A 21,568-nucleotide genomic window follows, 5' to 3' on the forward strand; every position below is an offset into this window, starting at 1 on the left:
TCGTTCAATAGGCGAACAAACGCTACTCCCACAAGGATGCACGCGCCATGATGAGCCAGGAGCAGAACGACCTGATCACCCGCACCGGTCCGAAGGACCCCTGCGGCAAGCTGATGCGGAGCTATTGGCAGCCGGCGGCGCTGGTGGACGAGCTCGAGGGAGCGCGGCCAATCCGTCCCGTCAGACTGCTCGGCGAGAATCTGGTCCTGTTCCGCGACGAGGCTGGACGTTACGGCCTGATCGACCGCCACTGCTCGCATCGCGGCGCCGACCTCGCCTTCGGCCGATTGGAGCATGGTGGCCTGCGCTGCGCCTTCCACGGCTGGCTGTTCGACGCCACCGGCCAATGCATCGAGACGCCGGCCGAGCCAAAGGATTCGAAGCTCTGCCAGAATATCCGCCAGCGCTCCTATCCAGTGGTCGAGAAGAGCGGCATCCTGTGGGCCTATCTCGGCGAAGGTGAACCGCCGGCATTTCCGGAGATCGACTGTTTCGTCGCGCCCGGCACGCACACCTTCGCGTTCAAGGGCCACATGGCCTGCAACTGGCTGCAAGCCCTGGAGGTCGGCATCGATCCGGCGCACGCGTCCTACCTGCACCGCTTCTTCGAGGACGAGGACACGTCCACGGCGTACGGCAAGCAATTCCGCGGTGTCTCCGCCGGCTCCGATCTGCCGATGACGAAAATCCTGCGCGAATACGACCGTCCGATCATCAATGTCGAGCACACCGAATATGGCCTCAGGTTGATCGCGCTGCGCGAGATCGACGCGGAGCGGACACATGTGCGCGTCACCAACCAGCTCTTCCCGCACGGCTTCGTCATCCCCATGAGCACGGAGATGACGATCACGCAGTGGCACGTGCCGGTCGACGACGAGAACTGCTATTGGTACGCGATCTTCACCAGCTACACGAACCCGGTTGACAAGCAGAAGATGCGCGACCAGCGGCTCGAGCTCTATGAGCTGCCGGACTACAAATCGCGCAAGAACCGCAGCAACGATTACGGTTTCGATGCGCACGAGCAGCAGACCGCGACCTATACCGGAATGGGCAACGACATCAACGTCCACGACCAGTGGGCGGTCGAATCGATGGGCGCGATCCAGGACCGCACCAGGGAGCATCTCGGACAGAGCGACAAGGCGATCGTGCAATACCGCCGCCTGCTGCGGCAGGAGATCGAGAAGGTCTCCGGCGGCGAGAAGCCGATGCTGTTCCTCGACGAGGCCAATGCACGCAGCATCCAGGGGCCGGCGACGATGGATGGCATCGGGCCGACGCGGGGCTGGGAGACCTATTGGATGGAAGTCGACGTCAAGCGCCGCCGCGGCGCGCCCTGGACGGCGCCTGTGCCGAAGGAGATCGCTGATAACGTGCACCGGCTGACGGCGGCGGAGTGACGATGCGGTTCACCACCGGCGAGTCGCGACGGCGGCTCCACAATCCCCGCTGTCATGCTCCGCGAAAGCGGGGCATCCAGTACGCCGCGGCCTCTCGAGGATACGTCACCCTCTCTGGAATACTGGATCGTCCGCCTTCGCGGACGATGACAGCGTGGGCTATGCTCGCACCGAGTATCAAGGAGGGATAACAGTGACATTCGTCGCGCGTCATGCGCTGTGGTCGGACGAGCAGAAGGACGCTGCAGCGCGCATGCGCCGCATCGTCGAGGAGAGGAACCTCGAGGTCATCCGCCTCGCCTTCCCCGACCAGCACGGCATCTTGCGCGGCAAGACGATCGTCGCCGCCGAGGCGATCGCCTCGCTGGAGAGCGGCTGCTCCATCACCACGACCATGCTCGCCAAGGACAGCTCGCACCGCACGGTATTCCCCGTGTTCACGGCAGGCGGCGGCTTCGGCATGAAGGAGATGGAGGGCGCCGCCGACGTGCTGATGGTCGCCGACCCCGCCACGTTTCGCGTCTTGCCGTGGACCCCGGCGACTGGCTGGGTGCTGTGCGATCTCTATTTCAACGATGGCCGCCCGGTGCCGTTCGCGACGCGGGGGCTTTACAAGCGCGTGATCGATGAGCTCGGCGCACGCGGTTACGATTTCGTCGCAGGGCTGGAAGTGGAATTCCACATCTTCAAGCTCGACGACCCGCATATGCGGGCAGAGGATGCCGGCCAGCCCGGCACGCCGCCCTCGGTGAGCCTGCTCAGCCACGGCTATCAATATCTCACCGAGCAGCGCTTCGATCAGATGGAGCCGGTGCTGGAGATCTTGCGACGTGACGTCGTGGCGCTCGGGCTTCCCTTGCGGTCGGTCGAGGTCGAGTTCGGGCCGAGCCAGTGCGAGTTCACCTTCGCGCCGAAGAAGGGCCTGGAGTCCGCCGACAACATGGTACTGTTTCGCAGCGCCGTGAAGCAGATCGCGCGCCGCCACGGCTATCACGCCACCTTCATGTGCCGGCCGAAACTGCCGAACGTGTTCGCGAGCGGCTGGCACCTGCATCAGTCGGTCGTCTCGCGCGCGAGCGGCGACAATTTGTTCATGGCAAAGGACGGCGGCGAACCGCTCAGCGCATTCGGCCGCGCCTACCTCGCTGGCCTGCTCGATCACGCCCGCGCATCGACGGTGTTCACCACCCCGACCATCAACGGCTACAAGCGCTACCGCTCCTATTCGCTCGCGCCAGACCGCGCAATCTGGGGCCGCGACAATCGCGGCGTGATGATCCGCGTGCTGGGCGGGCCCAATGATGCCGCAACGCGCCTGGAGAACCGCATCGGCGAGCCCGCCGCCAATCCCTATCTCTACATGGCCTCGCAGATTCTCTCAGGCCTCGACGGCGTCGACCGCAAGCTCGACGCCGGCCCCTCGGCGGACACGCCCTACGAGACCAAAGCGCCGCTATTGCCGAAATCGCTGCGCGATGCGGTCGCCGCGCTGAAGGACGATCCCTTCTTCCGTGAGAAGCTCGGGGCCGAATTCGTGGACTACTACACCCACATCAAGAACGCCGAGATCGATCGCTTCCTGTCCGAGGTGACGGACTGGGAGCATCGCGAGTATTTCGAGATGTTTTGAGCCAGTCCGGCCTAATCCGGCACCGATGGCTAACTTCAGCCAGCTCGAACCGGTGCGTTGCTTCACGCTCCCGTGAGGCGACTTCTTCCGGAATGTTCCGACGACATGGCGCCACTCCGGACGAAGCCATTTCCTCATTCCGCGAAAAACGCCGGAAAGACACGCGGCCTATACCTGCATATGTGATCAACAGCGGAGTTCGGTCATGTGGGATCAATTTTTCAGCCTGATCTATCGCTTGTCCTGTCGGACCACCCTGATCGAGATCGGCGCGCATCGCCTCGCACGTTAGCCGGGCGCCGCGTGCGCTATCCACCGAGGCACAGGTGATCCGCGAGCTGCATCGGCATCGAATTCATTGGTGAGAGATCACATCCATCTCTTCCGTCATTGCGAGCCAACGGACCCGTTGGCTCGCAATGACGGCGCTGCTGGAGCAGGGCTCAAATTCCCAGATATTTGTGCTGCAGATCCGGCTCGGCCACGAGTTCGTCGGACGTGCCGCTCCACACCGTCCTGCCGCGCTCGATGATGTAGTGGCGGTCGCAGATGCGGGCGAGATGGTCGACGTTCTTGTCGACGACCAGGATCGACTGTCCCCGGCTCTTGAGCAGCGACAGGCAGTTCCAGATCTCCTCGCGGATCAGCGGCGCAAGGCCCTCGGTTGCTTCGTCCAGAATGAGAAGCTTCGGGTTGGTCATCAATGCGCGGCCAATCGCGAGCATCTGCTGCTCGCCGCCGGAGAGCTGGTTGCCCATGTTGGAGGCGCGCTCGGCGAGGCGCGGAAACATCACGTAGATCGCAGCCAGCGTCCACGGATTGCTGCTGCCGAAGCGGTCCGCGGCCGCGGCCACCAGGTTTTCGCGCACGGTGAGGTTCGGGAAGATCTGCCGTCCCTCGGGGACGAGGCCGACGCCGAGCTTTGCGATCCTGTAGGACGGAAGCTGCCGCACCTCGGCGCCGGCAAAACGGATCGCGCCGGCGCGCGCCGGCGTCAGGCCCATGATGGAGCGGATGGTGGTGGTCTTGCCCATGCCGTTGCGGCCCATCAGCGAGACCATCTCGCCCGGCTTGATCGACAGCGACAACCCGAACAGCACCTGGGACAGGCCGTAGCAGGTCTCGATGCCGTCGACCTCCAGCAGCGTATCAGCCATGATGCGTCACCACGTGCTGATCGCCGAGATAGGCGCGCTTGACGTCCTCGTTGGCCCGGATCGAGGCGGGATCGCCGGAGGCGATGACGCGGCCATAGACCAGCACCGAGATGCGGTCGGCCAGCGCGAACACCGCGGGCATGTCGTGCTCGACCAGCACGATGGAGACTTCCTTGCGCAGCTCCTGCAGCAGCTTCACCATGCCCTGGGATTCGGTGACGCCGAGGCCCGCCATCGGCTCGTCGAGCAGCAGCAATTTCGGCTTGCTCGCGAGCGCGACCGCAAGCTCGATCTGGCGCCGCTCGCCGTGGCTGAGCTTCGATACCAGCACATCGGCCCGATGGGCGAGACCGACGCGGTCGAGCGCGGCATGTGCGGCATCGCGCAAGCCCCTCTCCTTGCGCGCATTGGCGAAGAAGCGGAACGAAGTTCCGGCATGCGCCTGCGCCGCCAGCGCGACGTTGTCGGCGGCGGTGAAGTCGAGCAGCAGCGAGGTGATCTGGAACGAACGCGCGAGCCCGAGCGCACAGCGGCGATAGGCCGGCAGATCGGTGATGTCGCGGCCACCGAGCAAAACGCTACCGGAATGCGGGGAGAGATGTCCGGTGAGCTGACTGATCAGCGTGGTCTTGCCGGCGCCGTTCGGGCCGATGATGGCGTGCAGCTCGCCTTCCGCGACGTCGAGCGAGACGTGATCCGTCGCGATGATGCCGCCGAAGCGACGCACCAGCTTTTCGACGCGGAGCAAGGGTTCAGCCACGGCCAGCCCTCCCCAGCGCGCCCATGATGCCGCCGCGCCCGAACAGGACGATCAGCAGCAGCAGCGGACCCATGATCAGCGCCCAATATTCGGTGATCTGCGACAGGAACTCTTCCAGCAGCAGGAACACCACCGCGCCCATGACCGGGCCGAACAGCGTGCCCATGCCGCCGAGGATCACCATCACCATGAGGTCGCCGGAACGCGTCCAGTACATCACGGCCGGGCTGACGAAATCGGTGTTGTTGGCGAGCAGCGCACCGGCAAGGCCGCACATGGTGCCGGAGATGACGAAGCAGACCAGCTGGTAGCGCTTGGCGGGGAAGCCGATCGCCTGCATGCGCTGCTCGTTGGAACGCAGGCCCTGCACGACGAGGCCGAAGCGCGAATTGACGATGCGCCAGATCACGAAGATGACGCCGAACAGGCAGGCAAGGCAGAGATAGTAGAACTGCACGCGATTGCCGAGATCGATCAGGCCGGAGAAGTCGCTGCGCTTGTAGATGGTGAGGCCGTCATCGCCGCCGTACCGCGCCAGCCCCGAGGCGACGTAATAGGCCATCTGGGCGAAGGCAAGCGTGATCATGATGAAATAGACGCCGCGCGTGCGAAGCGAGAGCGCGCCGATCACGAGCGCGTAAATGGCGGAGGCGGCGAGCGCGACCGGAAACTGGATGAAGCCGCTTCCCACGCCCTCCTGAGCGAGCATGCCGACCGCGTAACCGCCGATGCCGAGATAGGCGGCGTGACCAAAGCTCATCATGCCGCCAAAACCCATGATCAGGTTGAGGCTCGCAGCCGCCAGCGCCAGGATGATGATGCGGGTGAACAGCGTCAGGATGAAGATGTTGCCGGAGAGCTGCGAATAGAGCGGCAGCAGCACGAGGCCCGCCAGCAAAAGGGCCGTGACGGCCTTGCTCACCGTGAAAGCCTTCATCGACGATTGGCCGGAAACAGCCCCTCCGGCCGCACCACCAGCACGATCGCCATCAGGAGGTAGATCAGCATGGACGACAGCGCCGGCGCGGCGGTGGACGCAGCGGCGCCGCTCAGCACCTGCCGCAACAGGTTCGGCAGGAAGGCACGGCCGAGCGTGTCGATCATGCCGACGAAGATCGCGGCGAGGAACGCGCCGCGGATCGAGCCGATGCCGCCGATCACGATGATGACGAAGGCGAGGATCAGGATGTTCTCGCCCATGCCGATCTGCACGGTCAGGATCGGCGCCTGCATCAGGCCGGCAAGGCCCGCGAGCGCGGCTCCCAAACCGAACACCAGCGTATAGAGCAGCTTGATGTTGATGCCGAGCGCACCGATCATCTCGCGATTGGAGGCGCCGGCCCGGATCAGCATGCCGATGCGGGTGCGCATCACGCCGAGATAGAGCAGCAGCGCGACCAGCAAGGCCACCACGATGATGGCGAGGCGATAGGCCGGATAGTGAATGCCGGGCAGGATCGGCACCGGCACGGTGAGCCAGGCCGGCAGCGGCAGCGCAAGGCCGGCCGGGCCCCAGATCAGCCGCACGGCTTCGTTGAAGAACAGGATCAGGCCGAAGGTTGCGAGCACGTGGTCGAGATGGTCGCGGCCGTAGAGATGCCGCAGCGCCGTCACCTCCAGCACGATACCGAGCACGAGCGTGGCCCCGAGCGCCATCAGCGCGCCAAGCAGGAAGCTGCCGGTCCAGGCGACGAAGGTCGCGGCGAAATAGGCTCCCATCATATAGAGCGAGCCGTGCGCGAGGTTGACGAGATCCATGATCCCGAACACCAGCGTCAGGCCGGCGGCGAGCAGGAACAGCAGCAGGCCAAACTGCAATCCGTTCAGGAACTGTTCGACGACAAGCAGCATCAAGACTCTTTCAGGCGCACGCAGCGTCGCGCCGATGTTCGAGCAATGTCGCCATCAGTGAAAGAGCTCCCCCTGCCTCTTCAAGGCCGAAAAATGGGTAATGGCAGTATCGTTCCGAGGCAAGAGCGATTCGACATCAAACATGCACTTTGTTGCATGCCGATGCATGCGATCGAGATCGAGATCGACCCTTGCAATCGACCCTTGCAAGAAGGCTGCCGCGCAGGCTGGGGCAACCTGCCGCACCCAAGCGATCACCCTCTCGCCGGCGAACGGACGAGAGGGTGCAAACTTGTCGGAGTGCAGGGGAAGTCTAGTGCGACGTCATCTGCCGGGGTAGATCATCGGGTTCGGCGAGCCCGCTGTTGGCCGTCGTGGCTTCGAGCGCTGCCATCCGGAACAGATAGGCGAGCGTCGCCAACCCGGCGTCTTCGGCCATCTCCGCCAGTTCGAGCGCCATATCGGACATGTAGCCGAGATTTTCGTCCTTCGTTTGCGCCATGATCTGGCTGTCCCGCATCATGTTCGACATCTCAGGCGCTCTTTCGTTGCGCGGCAGCGAAGCCGCAGAGGTTGGCACGGGCGACGGCATCCAGTCGCGGGCCGTCTTGCTGCACGACGGAAGCCATGCCGATCCGATCATGCAGGGCATCGAGAGTCTCGCGGCGAATGTCGATGGTCGCCGCCATGGTCCATGCGTCCTCCACCAGGGCCGGCAGGCCGAGCGGCGTGACGACGAACCCGGCCTCGTGGAAGCGCGGCAGCCACCACGTCTCCATGATCGCGCTGACCCGCGCGATTCCCTGATCGAGGCAGAACTCCTGCACCGCCGCCATCAGTTGCAGGTTGAGTGCGCCGTCGCGGCGATCGCGCACGACGAAGTAGCGCGACCATTCCCAGACCAGCGGATCGGCCGGGCAGCCGCGGACCGCCGCCAGATGCGGGAACACCTCGCTCATCATCGAAGGCTTGGTGGTCGGGTAGAGCCGATGACCGCCGACGACGCGGCGCTCTTCCAGCGCCAGCAGATAGACGGTGTCCTCGTCATCATAGGAATCGATCTCGCGGCCATCCGGCCTGCGCAGCGTCTCCCAGCGCCGCTCCTCGACGAAAATGTCGTGACGCAGCCGGAAATGCTGCTCGATCACGTCTTCATAAAGGTGGCGATTTACCGCGGAAATTGCGTGAATCATGAAACCCCCATTCATCCTCAATGGAGGCAGACTCCGCGAAAAGACGCCGATCCGATATTGGGAAATTTCCCAGTGAAGCGCCTAGGGAGCGATGATCTTGTTGCGAATCGCCAGCGCCACCGCATGCGTACGGTTGACGGCACCGAGCTTGCGCGCGGCGGTTGCAAGATGCTCTTCGGCGGTACGCTGCGTGATGTGCAGGATCTCACCGATCTCCCAGGCCGATTTCCCCTGCGAAGCCCAGGCGATCGCCTCGCGCTCGCGCGGAGTGAGGCGCGTCGACGGATGCGGCACCGGCTCGAGCAGACGCCGGATGTGATCGAAGCCATACATGGCCATCAGGTGCAGCGCCGGCTTGCTGCGGGGATTGAGGTCGAGATGGACACCGCCGAGCGACACCGCGGCCTCATAGCCGGTCAGCCCGTGGATCGGCACGATGAAACCGCGCGACATGCGAAACTCGCTGGCGCGATTCATCACCTCGGCTGCGTTCGGCTCGAGCTCAGCGTCATAGGGGGCTTCCGACCACTCGAACGGATTGACCGACTGCCGGCAGAGCCGCACCACGGGATCATAGCGGTCGTAATTGTTCTCGGTGTAGAGGCTGAACCATCCCGCCGGCCAGCGCTTGGCAAGCACCATCTGTGCAAACCGCTGGTCGGGATTCGGCAATCCCGTCACGATGATGGTTTCGAAGCCGAAGCGACCAAAGGCCGCTTCGAGCGCATTCATGGCTTCGGGAACCTTGCGGTAGGCCTGCAGGCCTTCGATGAAGTCGAGCGCCTCCCGGCCATAGTCTACGGCGGACATCGGTGCGTTTCCTGACCCTCGCCACTTCCGTATAGCACGTATCCGCGAGCTGCCTCAAATGGCCGTGGCCGTAGTTTCCCGGTGCCGATCTGCTCTGAAGATTTAAACTACTTGTGGCAGAATTTACGCCGCGATACACCTGAAATGTCTGAAGCGGGAAACCAATGATGGAAGACGAGGACATCGCCCTCAACAGCGTGCTCGGCCTGGAATTGAACCGCGTGTTTTTTGCCGTCCGCGAAACGGCGAACAAGCAGAAGATCATCGAGTTCGCGCGCAAGGTGCTGCAAAGCGAGCACGCGGAGGCGGCCGAGAACGCATCGCCCGAGGGCCCGGCGAGCTAGCCATCGCAGTTGCAGCAAACGACGCCGATGCAACACATCGCGCGGCGACGCAGCCCTTCCGTTTGAACGCGCTGGTTTTGGTCGAAACACTCTGACCGCGAAGTTACTCCAACATCATCAGCCACGAGTCAGCTGCGCTCTTGCCCTCCCCCTCCAGACAGGGCGATCGCATATGGTGTGTCGAATGCAGCGGCATCGGCAGTGGGCTCCCTCCTCCGCTTGCGGACAGGGGTATCGCATATGAGATGTGGCTATGGGCTCCGACTGTCTCCACAGCGTCATGGCCGGGCTTGTCCCGGCCATCCACGCCTTTCCACGTAGCGCAAAGAACGTGGATGCCCGGGACAAGCCCGGGCATGACGACCTCTGCAAAATTCATATGCGATTGCCCTGCGCTTGCGGGGGAGGGTTGGGGAGAGGGTGTCTCCGCGCTGGGATTATTGAGATTAACTGAGGACGCCCTGTGCGGCGAGAGCCCTCACCCGCCGCGCTCTGCGAGCGCGTCGGCCTCTCCCGCAAGCGGGAGAGGCGGAGCAAGCCTGCAGACAGTCCCCTGCAATTCATACGCGATAGCCCTGCCCCTCCAGGAGAGGGTGAGCCTTCTCTCCGATCGCACACACTTGCCGCTGGATGACATCACGGCTCTCGTGAGATGATCGCCGCCACGATCGTGTTTCGGATGCCAAGGACATTTCAAGGCCATGATGACGCTACGCCAGGTTGAAGTGATCCGTGCCGTGATGGTGACGGGCACCATCGGCGGTGCGGCGAAGCTGCTCAACGTGTCGGCGCCGGGGATCAGCCGTCTGGTCAAATACACCGAACGCTCGCTCGGCATCCGCTTCTTCCAGCGCCAGAACGGGCGCTACTTCCCGACGCCGGAAGCCGAGAACATCTTCGAGCAGATCAACGGGGTCTACAAGAAGGTCGACGATCTCTCCGAGATCATCTCCAAGATCGGCCGCGGCGGCCTGTCGGAGCTGCGCATCGGCTCGGTGCCCAGCATCTCGCAGGTGATGGTGCCGCGCGCGATCGAGCGCGTCCGCCGCCGCTATCCCGATCTCGGCATCGACATCAACATCCTCAAGCTCGAGGAAGCCATCGACTATCTCCTGCTCGGCCGCGGCGAGTGCGTCGCGATGAGCTACCGGCTGGAGCATTCCGGGCTCGACTTCATGCCGCTTGCCTCGGGCGAGCTCTATTGCATCGTGCCGCCGGGTCACGAGCTCGCCGGCCGCAAGCAGGTCTCGGCCGCCGAGATCACCCGCTATCCGCTGATCGGCATCGACCCGAACGATCCCTATGGGCGGATCATGGCCGAGATCTTTGCGCGCAACCGGCTCGACTACAACATCACCATCCGCGCGCGCTTCGGCACCACGGTCTGCGCGCTGGTGAAGGCGGGGCTCGGCATCGCCATCATCGACCAGTTCACGGTGGCCCATGGCGGCTATCCGGGGATCGAGCTGTTGAAGATCACCGAGCCGACACGGTTCGACACCTATGTCGCGGTGAAGCGCGGTGCGCCGCTGTCGCTGCATGCCGAGTATTTCATCGAGTCCCTGCGCACCGAGATGCGCGCGGTCGAGCCGTCCCGCGGCAACGGCAAGACCGTTCCGGCCCGGGGCCGGAAGAAATAACATGATGTTAGGTTTGCCGGATAAAAGGGTAATTGTGTTAGGCGGAGGAAAGGCTATCGTCGCAGCTGGAATTGCGCGGTTTTCCCCGCTAATGGCCGGGACCGGACGCTCCCAACGAGACGATGGCGAACCATGTCGAAGCGCGGATACGCCGCCAGCAAGAAGCTTCTCACCGGCCTGATCGGCGCGCCGATCGCGCATTCCGCGTCCCCCGCCATGCATGAGCGCGCCGCCGAGGCGCTTGGCCTGCGCGGTCACTACCAGCTCATCGAGGTCGCCGGCGCCGACGCGGCCGGGCTCCGCATGATGCTCGAAGGCGTGCGGCGGCTCGGCTTCGCCGGCGTCAATGTCACCTACCCCTACAAGGAGGCCGTGGTCCCGCTGCTCGACGCGCTGGCGCCGGGCGCAGCCAGCATGGGCGCGGTCAACACCGTCGTGGTCAGGGATGGCCGGCTGACCGGCCACAACACCGACACCACGGGTTTCGCCCGGGCGGTGGCGCCACTGCTTGCCCCGTCCGGCAATGCCGTCGCGGTGATTGGCGCCGGCGGCGTTGGCAAGGCCATCGCATTCGCGCTGGCGAGCCTGAAAGTCGCCGACATCCGCATTTTCGACAGCGAGCCGGCGCGCGCTGAGAAACTCGCTGGGCTGCTCGCCGGGCAAGGCGGCGCGAGGGTGGCTGGAAGCGTCGAGGACGCGCTCGTTGGCGCGACCGGCCTCGTCAACGGCACGCCAGTCGGCATGCTGCCGAGCCGTGACACGCCGGTACCGGCGGCGCTGCTCGGGGCGGACCTGTGGGTGGCCGACGCCGTCTATTCGCCGCTGATCACGCCGCTGCTTGCCGCAGCGCGAGAGAAAGGCGCCCGGATCATGACCGGGCGCGAGCTCGCGATCTACCAGGCCGCGGACGCCTTCGAACTGTTCACCGGCCTTGCCCCATCGACCGAGATCATGGGAGAGGCTTTTGATGCCGTGATGGCTGCGCGCAGCGCCGCCTATCAGGCAGCTTGAGGCAAAGCGGCCGGACACAAGGCCGCTTGCAAGATTCGAAACGGGAGGAGAGGACGATGAAATCAACGCTATTGGTGGGTGCAGTGCTCACCATCATGACCGCAACCAGCGCCCACGCCCAGGCGATCAAGCTCGCCGACGTCGCCGAGCTGTCCGGCGGCGGCGCCACCGTCGGCACCAACTGGAAGAACGGCATTGACCTCGCGATCGAGGAGATCAACGCCAAGGGCGGCGTGCTCGGCCGCAAGCTGGAGGTCACCCACGCCGACTCGCAGTCCAACCCCGGCGTCGCCCGCGCGCAGGTGCAGAAGGCGCTCGACGCTGAGCCCTATGTGCTGCTCGGGCCCGGCTATTCCGGCTCGGTGAAGGTCACCGCGCCGCTCGCCGCCGAGGCCGGCATCGCGCAGATCATGGGTGGCGAGGCCGCCGAGCTGACGCAACAAGGCAACAAGTACCTGTTCCGCACCTCGTTCGGCCAGCAATCCTCGATGCCGAAGGTCGCGAAATACATCCACGACGAGATGAAGGCGAAGTCGGTGGCCGTGGTCTGGGTCAACAACGATTTCGGCCGCGGCGGCCGCGACGTCGTCATCAAGGAGCTCGACCGGCTCGGCTCGAAGGTGGTCGCCGATCTCTCGACCGAGGCGGGCCAGGCCGATTTCGCGGCCGACGTCGGCAAGATCAAGGCCGCCAACCCGGACGCCGTGTTCGTGTATCTCAACGAAGAAGAGAGCGCGCGTATCCTCAAGGAGCTGAAGCGGCAGGGCGTCACTGTGCCGCTGATGGGCGAGACCACGCTGATCGGCCAGAAGGTGATCGAGCTCGCCGGCGATGCCGCCAACGGCGCCCGCGGCCATGTCGGCCTCACCACGGATGCCCCGGTCGATTTGATCAAGGCGTTCCGCGAGAAGTTCTCCAAGAAGTACAATTACGTGCCGGACCACAACGGCCTGAAGGGCTATCTCGCCGTCTATATGGTGAAGGCCACCACCGAGAAGATGGGCAAGGTCGACCCCAAGAAGTTCGCCGACACCCTGCACGGCCTGACCATCAAGGCCGCGGACGAGCCGGGCATCCTGATGGACGTCACCTTCAGCGATACCGGCGACATCGACCGTCAGAGCTTTCTGGTCGAGGTCGTGGAAGGCAAGCAGGTCGTGAAGCAGGTGCTGCCGAAGGTGAAGTGAGATCTCCCCTCTCCCCGCTTGCGGGGAGAGGGAGAGGAAAGAGGGGACAATGTCCAACCTGTTCGATCTTCTGGTCGCGGGACTTGCCACTGGCGCGATCTACGCGCTGGTCGCGGTCGGCTTCACGCTGCTGTGGCAGACCTCGCAGACCATCAATTTCGCCCAAGGCGAGTTCGTGATGCTGCCGGCGTTCCTGATGCTGGCGGCGATGCATGTGGGCGCGCCATTCTGGCTCGCCATCATCCTCGGGATCCTGCTCTCGATGATCCTGCTCGGCCTCGCCTTCAAGCTGCTTCTGGTCGACCCGATGATGCGCCATGGCGTGCTGCCGCTGGCGATTGCGACGATGGCGCTCGCGATCGGCATCAAGGAGGCCGTCAAGCAGTTCTATAGCGCGGAAGCCTCGCCCTTCCCCTCGATCGTGCCGACCGGCGACGTCTCCATCCTCGGCCACGCCGTCTCGCTGCAGAGCATCGGCGTGCTCGTCGTTGCCATCCTCGCCGTGCTTGGACTGACGACGCTGCTCAACCGCACCTCGCTCGGGCACCAGATGCAGGCTGCGGCGCAGAACCCGACCGTGGCGCGCATCATCGGCGTCCCGGTCGAGCGCATGATCCTGCTGACCTTCCTGATCAACGCGTTCCTGGTGGCGCTGGCTTCGCTCCTGATCACGCCGATTTACCTCGCCAAATTCTCCTCCGGCGAGGTCCTGGGCCAGGCCGCCTTCATCGCAGCGATCGTCGGCGGCTTCAACCAGGTGCGCGGCGCGATCGTAGGCGGCCTGCTGATCGGCGTGCTCGACAACCTCGCGGCCGCCTACGTCTCGACCCAGTATCGCGCCGCCGTGCCGATGCTCTTCCTGATCGTCGTCATCCTGTTCCGGCCGCAGGGCTTGCTTGGCCGTGCCGAGGAGCGCACCGTATGAGCGGCTTCGCCAGACCCCTGAAGATCGCGCTCGGTCTTGCCGTCATCGCCGGCCTGATCATCGTCCCCATGAACTTCAACCGCTACGGCCTGTTCATCCTCAGCCAGTGGGCGGTGATGAGCATCGCCGCGATGGGCCTCAATCTCACGCTCGGCTATGCCGGCCAGGTCTCGCTGGCGCAGGGCGCCTTCGTCGGCATCGGCGCTTATGCGGCGGCGATCATGACGACGCACGGCTGGCCGCTGCCGGCGGCGATCGTGGTCGCGATCGTCCTGAGCTTCGCGGTCGGCTGGGTGCTCGGCTATCCCGCGCTACGCGTGCAGCACCACTACCTCGCCTTCGTCACGCTCGCCTTCTCGACCTTGGCCTTCCTGGTCTTCCGCAACGAGAGCTGGCTCACCGGCGGCATCTACGGCATCTCCAACATCCCGCGTCCGCACGTCTTCGGGCTGGCGACCAACAAGCCGCTGCCGTTCTATTATGTGTGTCTCGCCTCGCTTGCGATCGTGTCGCTCGCGATGTGGTGGCTGATCCGCTCGCCGTGGGGCCGCGCCTTCATGGCACTGCGCGAGAATCCGCTGCGCGCGCAATCGCTCGGCATCGACACACGGCGCTACACGCTGATGGCGTTCGCGATCGGCTCGGCACTCGGCGGCGTCGCCGGCGCGCTCTATGCGCCGCTGACGCAATATATCGACCCTGTTCCGTTCAACCTCTCGCTCTCGCTCGACCTGCTGATGATGGTGATCGTCGGTGGCGCCGGCTTCTATTTCGGCCCGTTCCTCGGCGCCATGATCGCGGTGCTGCTGCCGGAATGGCTGCGCTTCACCGAAGGCTATTACCTGATGCTCTACGCCGTCGCGGTGATGCTGCTGCTGATCTGGTCGCCGACCGGCATTCTCGGAATCCTCGATCGATATCTCGCCGAACGCCGCACCAAGGCGGCCTCCGCACTGCGCGCCGTCGCGAAATCCCGCCTGGAGACGGCGCAATGAATGCGGTCCTCGAAGTCACCGATATCAAGAAGAACTTCGGCGGCATCAGCGCCGTCGGCGGCGTCTCGTTCGACGTGCGCGAGGGCGAGATCCTCGGCCTGATCGGCCCGAACGGCTGCGGCAAGTCGACCCTGTTCAACTGCATCCTCGGCCAGCTCACCCCGAGCGGCGGCGAAGTGAGGCTTGACGGTCGGGTCGTCACCGGCCTGCGTCCGTCCGAGCTCAACAGGCTCGGGGTCAGCCGCACCTTCCAGCTGCTGCAGGTGTTCCCAAAGCTCTCGGTGCGCGAGAACCTGATCCTCGCCGGACAGGAGCACCAGGGCAACATGGCCTCGCGCCTGGTCGGCCGCTCCGATGCCGGGCTGACCGACGCCGCCAGCCAGATGATCGGCTTCTTCAAGCTCGATCATCTCGCCGACGAGCCGGCCGGCGGACTCTCCTATGGCCAGCAGAAGCTGCTTGATGCCGCCATGGCCTTCATGGGCGGACCACGCCTGGTGCTGCTCGACGAGCCCGCCGGCGGCGTCAACCCGTCGATGCTGGCTGACCTGAAGGACCGGCTGGTCGCGATCAATCGCGAGAAGAACGCCACCTTCGTCGTGATCGAGCACAACATGGAGTTCGTGATGTCGCTGTGCTCGCGCGTGATGGTGATGGCGGAAGGCAAGGTGCTGGCGATGGGACGGCCGGACGAGGTCCGCAAGAACCCCGCCGTGATCGACGCCTATCTTGGGCATTAAAGCGCGATGGAGATTAGAATGAACAGTCATCGCGCTTTAGCCTTCTTGTTGTTTGAGCATGATCTTGTCGGAAAACCGCAGCGCACTTTTCCGGATCATGCTGTAGGGAGCGAGCCATGAGCGACCCGATCCTCTCGGTTCACAATCTCGTCGGCGGCTACGGCAAGATGACGATCCTGAACGGCACCACCTTCGCCGTGCCGCCGGCGACCATCACCACCATCATCGGCCCGAACGGCGCCGGCAAATCCACCGTGTTCAAGGCGATCTTCGGCCTGCTCAGGCTGCGCGAGGGCAAGATCAACTTCGCGGGTCGCGATGTCACGAATTGGAGCCAGCGCGCGCTGCTCAACGCCGGCATCTGCTACGTGCCGCAGGGACGCAACATCTTTCCCGAGCTGTTGGTGCGCCACAATATCGAGCTCGGCGGCGTCGCCGCCGACAAGGGCCTCGACCTGCCCAGGCGGATCGAGGCCGCGCTCGACCTCTTCCCGGCGCTGCGTCGCAAGTCTACGCAGCAGGCCTCGACGCTGTCGGGCGGCGAGCAGAAGCAGCTCGAGATTGCCCGCTCGCTGCTGCTCGAGCCGAGGCTCGTGCTGGTCGACGAGCCCTCGATCGGCCTGTCGCCGCTGATGGTGCAGCAGACCTTCGACATCCTGAAATCCCTGCGCGACCGCGGCGTGACCATCCTGATGATCGAGCAGAACGCACGCTCGGCGCTGGAGATCTCCGACATCGGCATCGTGCTCGAGCTCGGCCAGACCCGCATGGTCGACGACGCCAGGCGTATCCTGAACGATCCCCGCATCGGCCAGCTCTTCCTCGGCGGCGTCATGGAGGAAAGTGCGGCATGAACAAGCGCTCGATCGCCACCGTTTCGCTCTCCGGCGCCCTCGATGAGAAGCTCCGCGCCATCGCGTCCGCGGGCTTCGACGCGGTCGAGATTTTCGAGAACGATCTGCTGTCGTTCGGCGCAGGCCCGCGCGACATCGCAAAGCTCTGCCGCGATCTCAATGTCGAGATCTGCGCGTTCCAGCCGTTCCGCGATTTCGAAGGCATGCCGGAGCCCCAGCGCGCGCGCAACTTCGGCCGCGCGGAGCGGAAGTTCGATCTGATGCAGGAGCTCGGCACCGACCTGCTGTTGATCTGTTCCAACGTGTCGCCCGCCTCGCTCGGCGGCATCGACCGCGCCGCGGACGATTTTCGCGAGCTTGGCGAGCGCGCCGCCAGGCGCGGCTTGCGCGTCGGCTACGAAGCGCTGGCCTGGGGCCGCCATGTCAACGACTATCGCGACGCCTGGGAGATCGTGCGCCGCGCCGATCATCCCGCGATCGGCGTCATCCTCGACAGCTTTCACGCCCTGGCGCCGGGCTTTCCGACCCGCGCGATCGCTTCGATCCCCGGCGACAAGATCTTTCTGGTGCAGCTTGCGGACGCGCCGAAGCTCGAGCTCGACATTCTCTCCTGGAGCCGGCATTTCCGCTCCTTCCCCGGCCAGGGCGACCTGCCGGTCGCCGGGTTCATGGCCGCGATTGCGGCGACCGGCTACGCCGGGCCGCTGTCGCTGGAGATCTTCAACGACCAGTTCCGCGCCGGCTCGGCGGCGCAGACTGCGATTGACGGGCTGCGCTCGCTGATCCTGCTGGAGGACCAGCTCGCACCGGACTGGCCGAAGCTTGCCGCCGAGCCGCTGGCACCGAAAGCCAGAAGTCGCGGCACCGGCTTCATCGAGTTCGCCGTCAACGAGACCAAGGCGAGCGAACTCGGCCGCCTGTTTTCGCAGCTCGGTTTCCGCAAGACCGGCCGGCACCGCAGCAAGGCGGTCGAGCGCTGGTCGCAGGGCAAGGTCGAGCTCGTCATCAATTGCGAGACCGACGGCTTTGCCCATTCGCACTACGTCACCCATGGTCCCGGCGTCTGCGCGATTGCGCTCGATGTCGACAATGCCGGCCTCGCCATGCAACGCGCCGAGACGCTGAAGGCGCGGACCTTCTACCAGCCAGTCGGGCCGGGCGAGCTGGAAATTCCCGCGATCCACGGCGTCGGCGGCAGCCTGCTCTATTTCCTGGATCAGGCCGGCAAGAACTGGGACACCGATTTCGAACCCGTCACGAGCGACGCAGGCACGGACGCGCTGCTCGCCGTCGACCACATCGCGCAGTCGATGCCCTATGACGAGATGCTGTCCTGGCTGTTGTTCTACACCGGCATCCTCGATCTGAAGCGGCTGCCGCAGATGGAGATCGTCGATCCCAGAGGCCTCGTGCAGAGCCAGGCCATCATCAACGGCGACGAAAGCCTGCGTTTCGTGCTCAACGGCTCCTCCGCCAACCGGACGCTGCCGGCGCGCTTCATCTCCGAGTTCTTCGGCTCGGGCGTGCAGCACATCGCGTTCGCATGCCGGGATATCTTTGCGACCGTTGCCGCGATGCGCAAGCGTGGTGCGGACTTCCTGGATATCCCCGAGAACTACTACGACGATATCGAAGCCAAGTACGACCTCGCTCCCGAACTGATGGCGCAGCTGCGCGCCAACCACATCCTCTACGACCGCGAGGGCGACGGCGAATTCTTCCAGGTCTACACCCACATCTTCGACGAGCGGTTCTTCTTCGAGATCGTCGAGCGCAGGAATTACCAGGGTTTTGGTGCGGCCAACGCCGGCATCAGGCTCGCGGCGCAAGCCCGCGAAGTGCGCCCCGCCAGCATGCCAAGGGTGTAGACCTCTTCCCCTCTCCCCTTGTGGGAGAGGGTGGCTCGCCGCACAGCGGCGAGACGGGTGAGGGGTATCTTTCAGCGAACTCGATGGAAATCGCTTCGCGGAGAGATACCCCTCATCCGGCGCTTTGCGCCACCTTCTCCCACAAGGGGAGAAGGGGCAGCGTCGCTCTTGGCTGGTTCACCTCACTTCATCTTGCACTTGTCGTGGAAGCGATCCTGGTCGTTCTCGACGATGGTGGCGACGGTCTTCAGGGCGAGCTGGCCTTCGGAATCCTTGACCACGTCCTGCAGGTAGAAGTTCTGGATCGGAATATGGTTGTTGCCGTACTTGAACGCGCCGCGCACCGATTTGAAGTTCACCTTCTCCATCTCGGCCTTCATCTCGTCCTTCTTGGAGGTGTCGCCCTTCACGGCGACGACGGCGCTGTTGATCAGGTTCGCGGCGTCATAGGACTGCGCGCCATAGAAGGTCGGGCGCAGGCCGGGGTACTTCTTGCGGTAGTCGGCGACGAAGCGCTTGTTCTGCTCGTTGGGAAGGTCGTTGACCCATTGCTGCGCGCCGGGCACCCCGAGCGCGTTCTCCTTCTGGAGCGGCAGCGAGAGCTCGTCGATGGTGAAGGCAGTGTAGAGCGGCATCGTGCTCTTCAGCCCGGCCTGCGCATATTGATTGAGGAATTGCACGCCGGCGGCACCTGGATAGAACACGAAGATCGACTCCGCGCCGGAAGCACGCGCCTTGGAGAGCTCGGCCGAGAAGTCGAGCTGGCTCGGCCACACCGTGTATTCCTCACCCACGACCTGACCCTTGAAGGTGCTCTTGACGCCGGCCAGCATGTCCTTGCCGGCGGCGTAGTTGGGGCCGATCAGGAACACCGACTTGACGCCCTTCTGATTCATATAGGTGCCGACCGCCTGCGGGGTCTGGTCGTTCTGCCAGGAGGTCGAGAACACGTAGGGCGAACAGAGCTCACCGGCCAGCTGCGACGGGCCGGCATTGGCCGAGATCAGGAAGGTCTGCGAATCCACCGCGGTCTTCAGCGAGGCCAGCAGCACGTTCGACCAGATATAGCCGACGATGAAGTCGACCTTGTCGGACTGCACCAGCTTCTCGGTCTTCTGCTTGCCGACGTCGGGCTTCTGCCCGTCATCCTCGTAGATCACCTCGACCGGCTTGCCGCCCATCTTGCGGCCGAGGTGATCGAGCGCGAGCTCGAAGGAATTGCGCATGTCGTTGCCGATCACGGCGGTCGGGCCGCTGAACGTCGAGACGAAGCCGATCTTGATGGTGTCGCCGGCGAATGCCTGATTTGCCAGCACCAGCGCCGCTGCGCCCGCCAGCCAAAATGCCGTCCTCATAACCACTCCCTCCATATTATCTTTATCGGTCCCGGAAACGGGGTGATCGCCGCTCCAAGCCTGTTTCTATTGAACGCAAAATCCGTCGTGCCGCCAATGGCTCGGCACCCGTCCTGCACCATATTTCGCCTCAATCGGCGATGGCAAGAAATATAGTTCTACTCACTTCGGTCAAGGCCGGCCGGTCCGGGAACCGCGGCGCTTTTTCGCGCCAGATCGATACATCAGGCCTATGCGGCGATTGATGACCGCTATTGGACCGCGGCGCCCAATCCGCACTTAAATGAAGGTGAGCAGCAGCGAGATTCGAGGGTGTATCATGGCCGCAAATCCCCATCGCGTCGTCATCGTCGGCGCCGGCTTCGGCGGGCTGGAAGCGACCTACCGGCTTGCGGGCGCGCCGGTCGAGATCACGCTGATCGACCGCCGCAATCATCATCTGTTCCAGCCGCTGCTCTACCAGGTCGCGACCGCCTCGCTCGCAACCAGCGAGATCGCCTGGCCGATCCGCCATCTCATGCGCGATCGCCGCGAGGTGACGACGCTGTTTGCCACCGTGAGCGGCGTCGACACGGCACGTCGCTGCGTGCTGATCGACGACGGCAGCGAGGTGCCCTACGACACGCTGGTGCTCGCCACCGGTGCGCGGCACGCCTATTTCGGCCATGACGAATGGGAGCAGTTCGCGCCCGGCCTGAAGACCTTGGAGGATGCGACCACGCTGCGCCGGCACATCCTGGTGGCGTTCGAACGCGCCGAGCGCGAGACCGATCCGGAGAAGCGCGCGGCGCGGCTGACCTTCGTCATCGTCGGGGCCGGTCCGACCGGCGTCGAGCTCGCCGGCACCATCGCCGAGATGGCGCATCACACCCTGCCCGGCGATTTCCGCAACATCGACACGCACAAGGCGCGCGTGGTGCTGATCGAGGCGGGCCCGCGCGTGCTTGCAGGATTTCCCGACGACCTCTCGGCCTATGCCCAGGCCTCATTGGAAAAGATCGGCGTCGAGGTCGTGCTCGGCCAGGCCGTCACCGAGATCAATCGCGAGGGCGTCGTGTTCGGCGGCAAGCTGCTCGAGGCGAAGACCCGAATCTGGGCCGCCGGCGTGCGCGCTTCGCCCGCGGCCGAATGGCTGGGCGCTCCCAGCGACCGCGCCGGGCGCGTGCAGGTCGAAGCCGACCTCACCATTCCCGGCCATCCCGAGATCTTTGCGATCGGCGACACCGTCAGCATCAACGCCTGGAACGGCAAGCCGGTGCCCGGCATCGCGCCGGCCGCCAAGCAGCAGGGCCGCCACGTCGCCGAGACCATCAAGGCACGCCTGCGCGGCGCTGCGACCGGCACGTTCCGCTACAAGCATGCCGGCAGCCTCGCCCAGATCGGCAAGCGCCTGGCGGTGATCGATTTCGGCCGCATCAAGCTGCGCGGCGCCATCGCATGGTGGATCTGGGGCATCGCCCACATCTACTTCCTGATCGGCCTGCGCCACCGCCTCAGCGTCGCGCTCAGCTGGCTCTGGATCTACGCGCGAGACCAGCGCGCGGCGAGGTTGATCACGCAGGGAAGCAGCAAGGTGGTGTAGGGGCTCTTCGCTTACCCTCCCCGCAGGCGAGGGAGGGCAATCGCATATGATGTGCAGAGTGCAGCGGCATCGGCAGTGGGCTCCCTCCCCCGCTTGCGGGGGAGGGTTGGGGAGAGGGTGTCTCCGCGCTGGGATTATTGAGATTAACCGAGGACGTCCCTGTGCGGCGAGAGCCCTCACCCGCCGCGCTCTGCGAGCGCGTCGGCCTCTCCCGCAAGCGGGAGAGGCGGAGCAAGCCTGCAGACAGTCCCCGTGCAATT

The 21,568-nt window shown here is 64.7% G+C and carries 20 protein-coding genes; 12 read left to right on the plus strand and 8 right to left on the minus strand.

What is annotated here, in order from left to right:
* Nucleotides 1-47: 47 nt before the first annotated feature.
* Nucleotides 48-1,406: an aromatic ring-hydroxylating dioxygenase subunit alpha gene (locus XH96_RS37925; protein ID WP_194390338.1), complete on the plus strand. Its 1,359-nt coding sequence runs from the start codon at nucleotides 48-50 to the stop codon at nucleotides 1,404-1,406.
* Nucleotides 1,407-1,599: 193 nt separating this feature from the next.
* Nucleotides 1,600-3,036: a glutamine synthetase family protein gene (locus XH96_RS37930; RefSeq protein ID WP_194390339.1), complete on the plus strand. Its 1,437-nt coding sequence runs from the start codon at nucleotides 1,600-1,602 to the stop codon at nucleotides 3,034-3,036.
* 443 nt (nucleotides 3,037-3,479) lie between these two features.
* On the opposite strand, the gene XH96_RS37935 is transcribed toward XH96_RS37930, so the two are convergent.
* From XH96_RS37935 to XH96_RS37965, 7 genes are all read right to left on the minus strand, one after another.
* Nucleotides 3,480-4,193, minus strand: a complete 714-nt coding sequence (locus XH96_RS37935; protein WP_194390340.1) for an ABC transporter ATP-binding protein — start codon at nucleotides 4,191-4,193, stop codon at nucleotides 3,480-3,482.
* Complete coding sequence (locus XH96_RS37940) at nucleotides 4,186-4,953, minus strand: ABC transporter ATP-binding protein (protein ID WP_194390341.1); 768 nt, start codon at nucleotides 4,951-4,953, stop codon at nucleotides 4,186-4,188. The genes XH96_RS37935 and XH96_RS37940 overlap by 8 nt, the downstream gene beginning before the upstream one ends.
* Nucleotides 4,946-5,890 (minus strand): branched-chain amino acid ABC transporter permease, encoded by a 945-nt coding sequence (locus XH96_RS37945; protein WP_194390342.1) that lies wholly within the window; start codon nucleotides 5,888-5,890, stop codon nucleotides 4,946-4,948. The genes XH96_RS37940 and XH96_RS37945 overlap by 8 nt, the downstream gene beginning before the upstream one ends.
* Nucleotides 5,887-6,804 carry a branched-chain amino acid ABC transporter permease gene (locus XH96_RS37950; protein WP_194390343.1) on the minus strand — a complete coding sequence of 306 codons (918 nt, stop codon included), beginning with the start codon at nucleotides 6,802-6,804 and terminating at the stop codon, nucleotides 5,887-5,889. Before XH96_RS37950 ends, XH96_RS37945 begins: the two co-directional genes overlap by 4 nt.
* A 313-nt stretch (nucleotides 6,805-7,117) precedes the next feature.
* The gene (locus XH96_RS37955; protein WP_131874632.1) at nucleotides 7,118-7,336 is read right to left on the minus strand and encodes a hypothetical protein; all 219 of its coding nucleotides are present in this window, start codon (nucleotides 7,334-7,336) and stop codon (nucleotides 7,118-7,120) included.
* Between the two features lies 1 nt (nucleotide 7,337).
* Nucleotides 7,338-7,997 (minus strand): acyl-homoserine-lactone synthase, encoded by a 660-nt coding sequence (locus XH96_RS37960; protein WP_194390344.1) that lies wholly within the window; start codon nucleotides 7,995-7,997, stop codon nucleotides 7,338-7,340.
* A gap of 81 nt (nucleotides 7,998-8,078) precedes the next feature.
* The gene (locus XH96_RS37965) at nucleotides 8,079-8,807 is read right to left on the minus strand and encodes a LuxR family transcriptional regulator (RefSeq protein ID WP_131874630.1); all 729 of its coding nucleotides are present in this window, start codon (nucleotides 8,805-8,807) and stop codon (nucleotides 8,079-8,081) included.
* Between the two features lie 164 nt (nucleotides 8,808-8,971).
* On the opposite strand from XH96_RS37965, the gene XH96_RS37970 reads away from it, so the two are divergent.
* The 9 genes from XH96_RS37970 (at nucleotide 8,972) to XH96_RS38010 (ending at nucleotide 18,371) form a co-directional block, all read left to right on the plus strand.
* A complete protein-coding gene (locus XH96_RS37970; protein ID WP_194394427.1) occupies nucleotides 8,972-9,151 on the plus strand; it encodes a hypothetical protein in 180 nt (59 codons plus the stop codon).
* Nucleotides 9,152-9,852: 701 nt separating this feature from the next.
* Complete coding sequence (locus XH96_RS37975; RefSeq protein WP_194390345.1) at nucleotides 9,853-10,791, plus strand: LysR family transcriptional regulator; 939 nt, start codon at nucleotides 9,853-9,855, stop codon at nucleotides 10,789-10,791.
* A gap of 132 nt (nucleotides 10,792-10,923) precedes the next feature.
* Nucleotides 10,924-11,802: a shikimate dehydrogenase gene (locus tag XH96_RS37980; RefSeq protein ID WP_194390346.1), complete on the plus strand. Its 879-nt coding sequence runs from the start codon at nucleotides 10,924-10,926 to the stop codon at nucleotides 11,800-11,802.
* 56 nt (nucleotides 11,803-11,858) lie between these two features.
* A complete protein-coding gene (locus XH96_RS37985; protein WP_194390347.1) occupies nucleotides 11,859-12,989 on the plus strand; it encodes an ABC transporter substrate-binding protein in 1,131 nt (376 codons plus the stop codon).
* 49 nt (nucleotides 12,990-13,038) lie between these two features.
* A complete protein-coding gene (locus XH96_RS37990; RefSeq protein WP_194390348.1) occupies nucleotides 13,039-13,914 on the plus strand; it encodes a branched-chain amino acid ABC transporter permease in 876 nt (291 codons plus the stop codon).
* Nucleotides 13,911-14,909 (plus strand): branched-chain amino acid ABC transporter permease, encoded by a 999-nt coding sequence (locus tag XH96_RS37995; RefSeq protein WP_194390349.1) that lies wholly within the window; start codon nucleotides 13,911-13,913, stop codon nucleotides 14,907-14,909. The genes XH96_RS37990 and XH96_RS37995 overlap by 4 nt, the downstream gene beginning before the upstream one ends.
* Nucleotides 14,906-15,649, plus strand: coding sequence for an ABC transporter ATP-binding protein (locus tag XH96_RS38000; RefSeq protein WP_194390350.1), 744 nt, complete (start codon nucleotides 14,906-14,908; stop codon nucleotides 15,647-15,649). Before XH96_RS37995 ends, XH96_RS38000 begins: the two co-directional genes overlap by 4 nt.
* Before the next feature lie 116 nt (nucleotides 15,650-15,765).
* Entirely contained in the window at nucleotides 15,766-16,503 is a 738-nt protein-coding gene (locus tag XH96_RS38005) for an ABC transporter ATP-binding protein (protein ID WP_194390351.1), read from the plus strand.
* A complete protein-coding gene (locus tag XH96_RS38010) occupies nucleotides 16,500-18,371 on the plus strand; it encodes a bifunctional sugar phosphate isomerase/epimerase/4-hydroxyphenylpyruvate dioxygenase family protein (protein WP_194390352.1) in 1,872 nt (623 codons plus the stop codon). Before XH96_RS38005 ends, XH96_RS38010 begins: the two co-directional genes overlap by 4 nt.
* A 182-nt stretch (nucleotides 18,372-18,553) precedes the next feature.
* Here the strand turns inward: XH96_RS38010 and XH96_RS38015 are convergent, their stop codons facing one another.
* Nucleotides 18,554-19,726 carry an ABC transporter substrate-binding protein gene (locus XH96_RS38015; RefSeq protein ID WP_194390353.1) on the minus strand — a complete coding sequence of 391 codons (1,173 nt, stop codon included), beginning with the start codon at nucleotides 19,724-19,726 and terminating at the stop codon, nucleotides 18,554-18,556.
* Between the two features lie 319 nt (nucleotides 19,727-20,045).
* Between XH96_RS38015 and XH96_RS38020 the strand changes: the two genes are divergently transcribed.
* The gene (locus XH96_RS38020) at nucleotides 20,046-21,308 is read left to right on the plus strand and encodes an NAD(P)/FAD-dependent oxidoreductase (RefSeq protein WP_194390354.1); all 1,263 of its coding nucleotides are present in this window, start codon (nucleotides 20,046-20,048) and stop codon (nucleotides 21,306-21,308) included.
* The last annotated feature ends 260 nt before the right edge of the window (nucleotides 21,309-21,568 follow it).

Source organism: Bradyrhizobium sp. CCBAU 51765, from assembly GCF_015291725.1.
Taxonomy (GTDB): Bacteria; Pseudomonadota; Alphaproteobacteria; order Rhizobiales; family Xanthobacteraceae; genus Bradyrhizobium; species Bradyrhizobium liaoningense.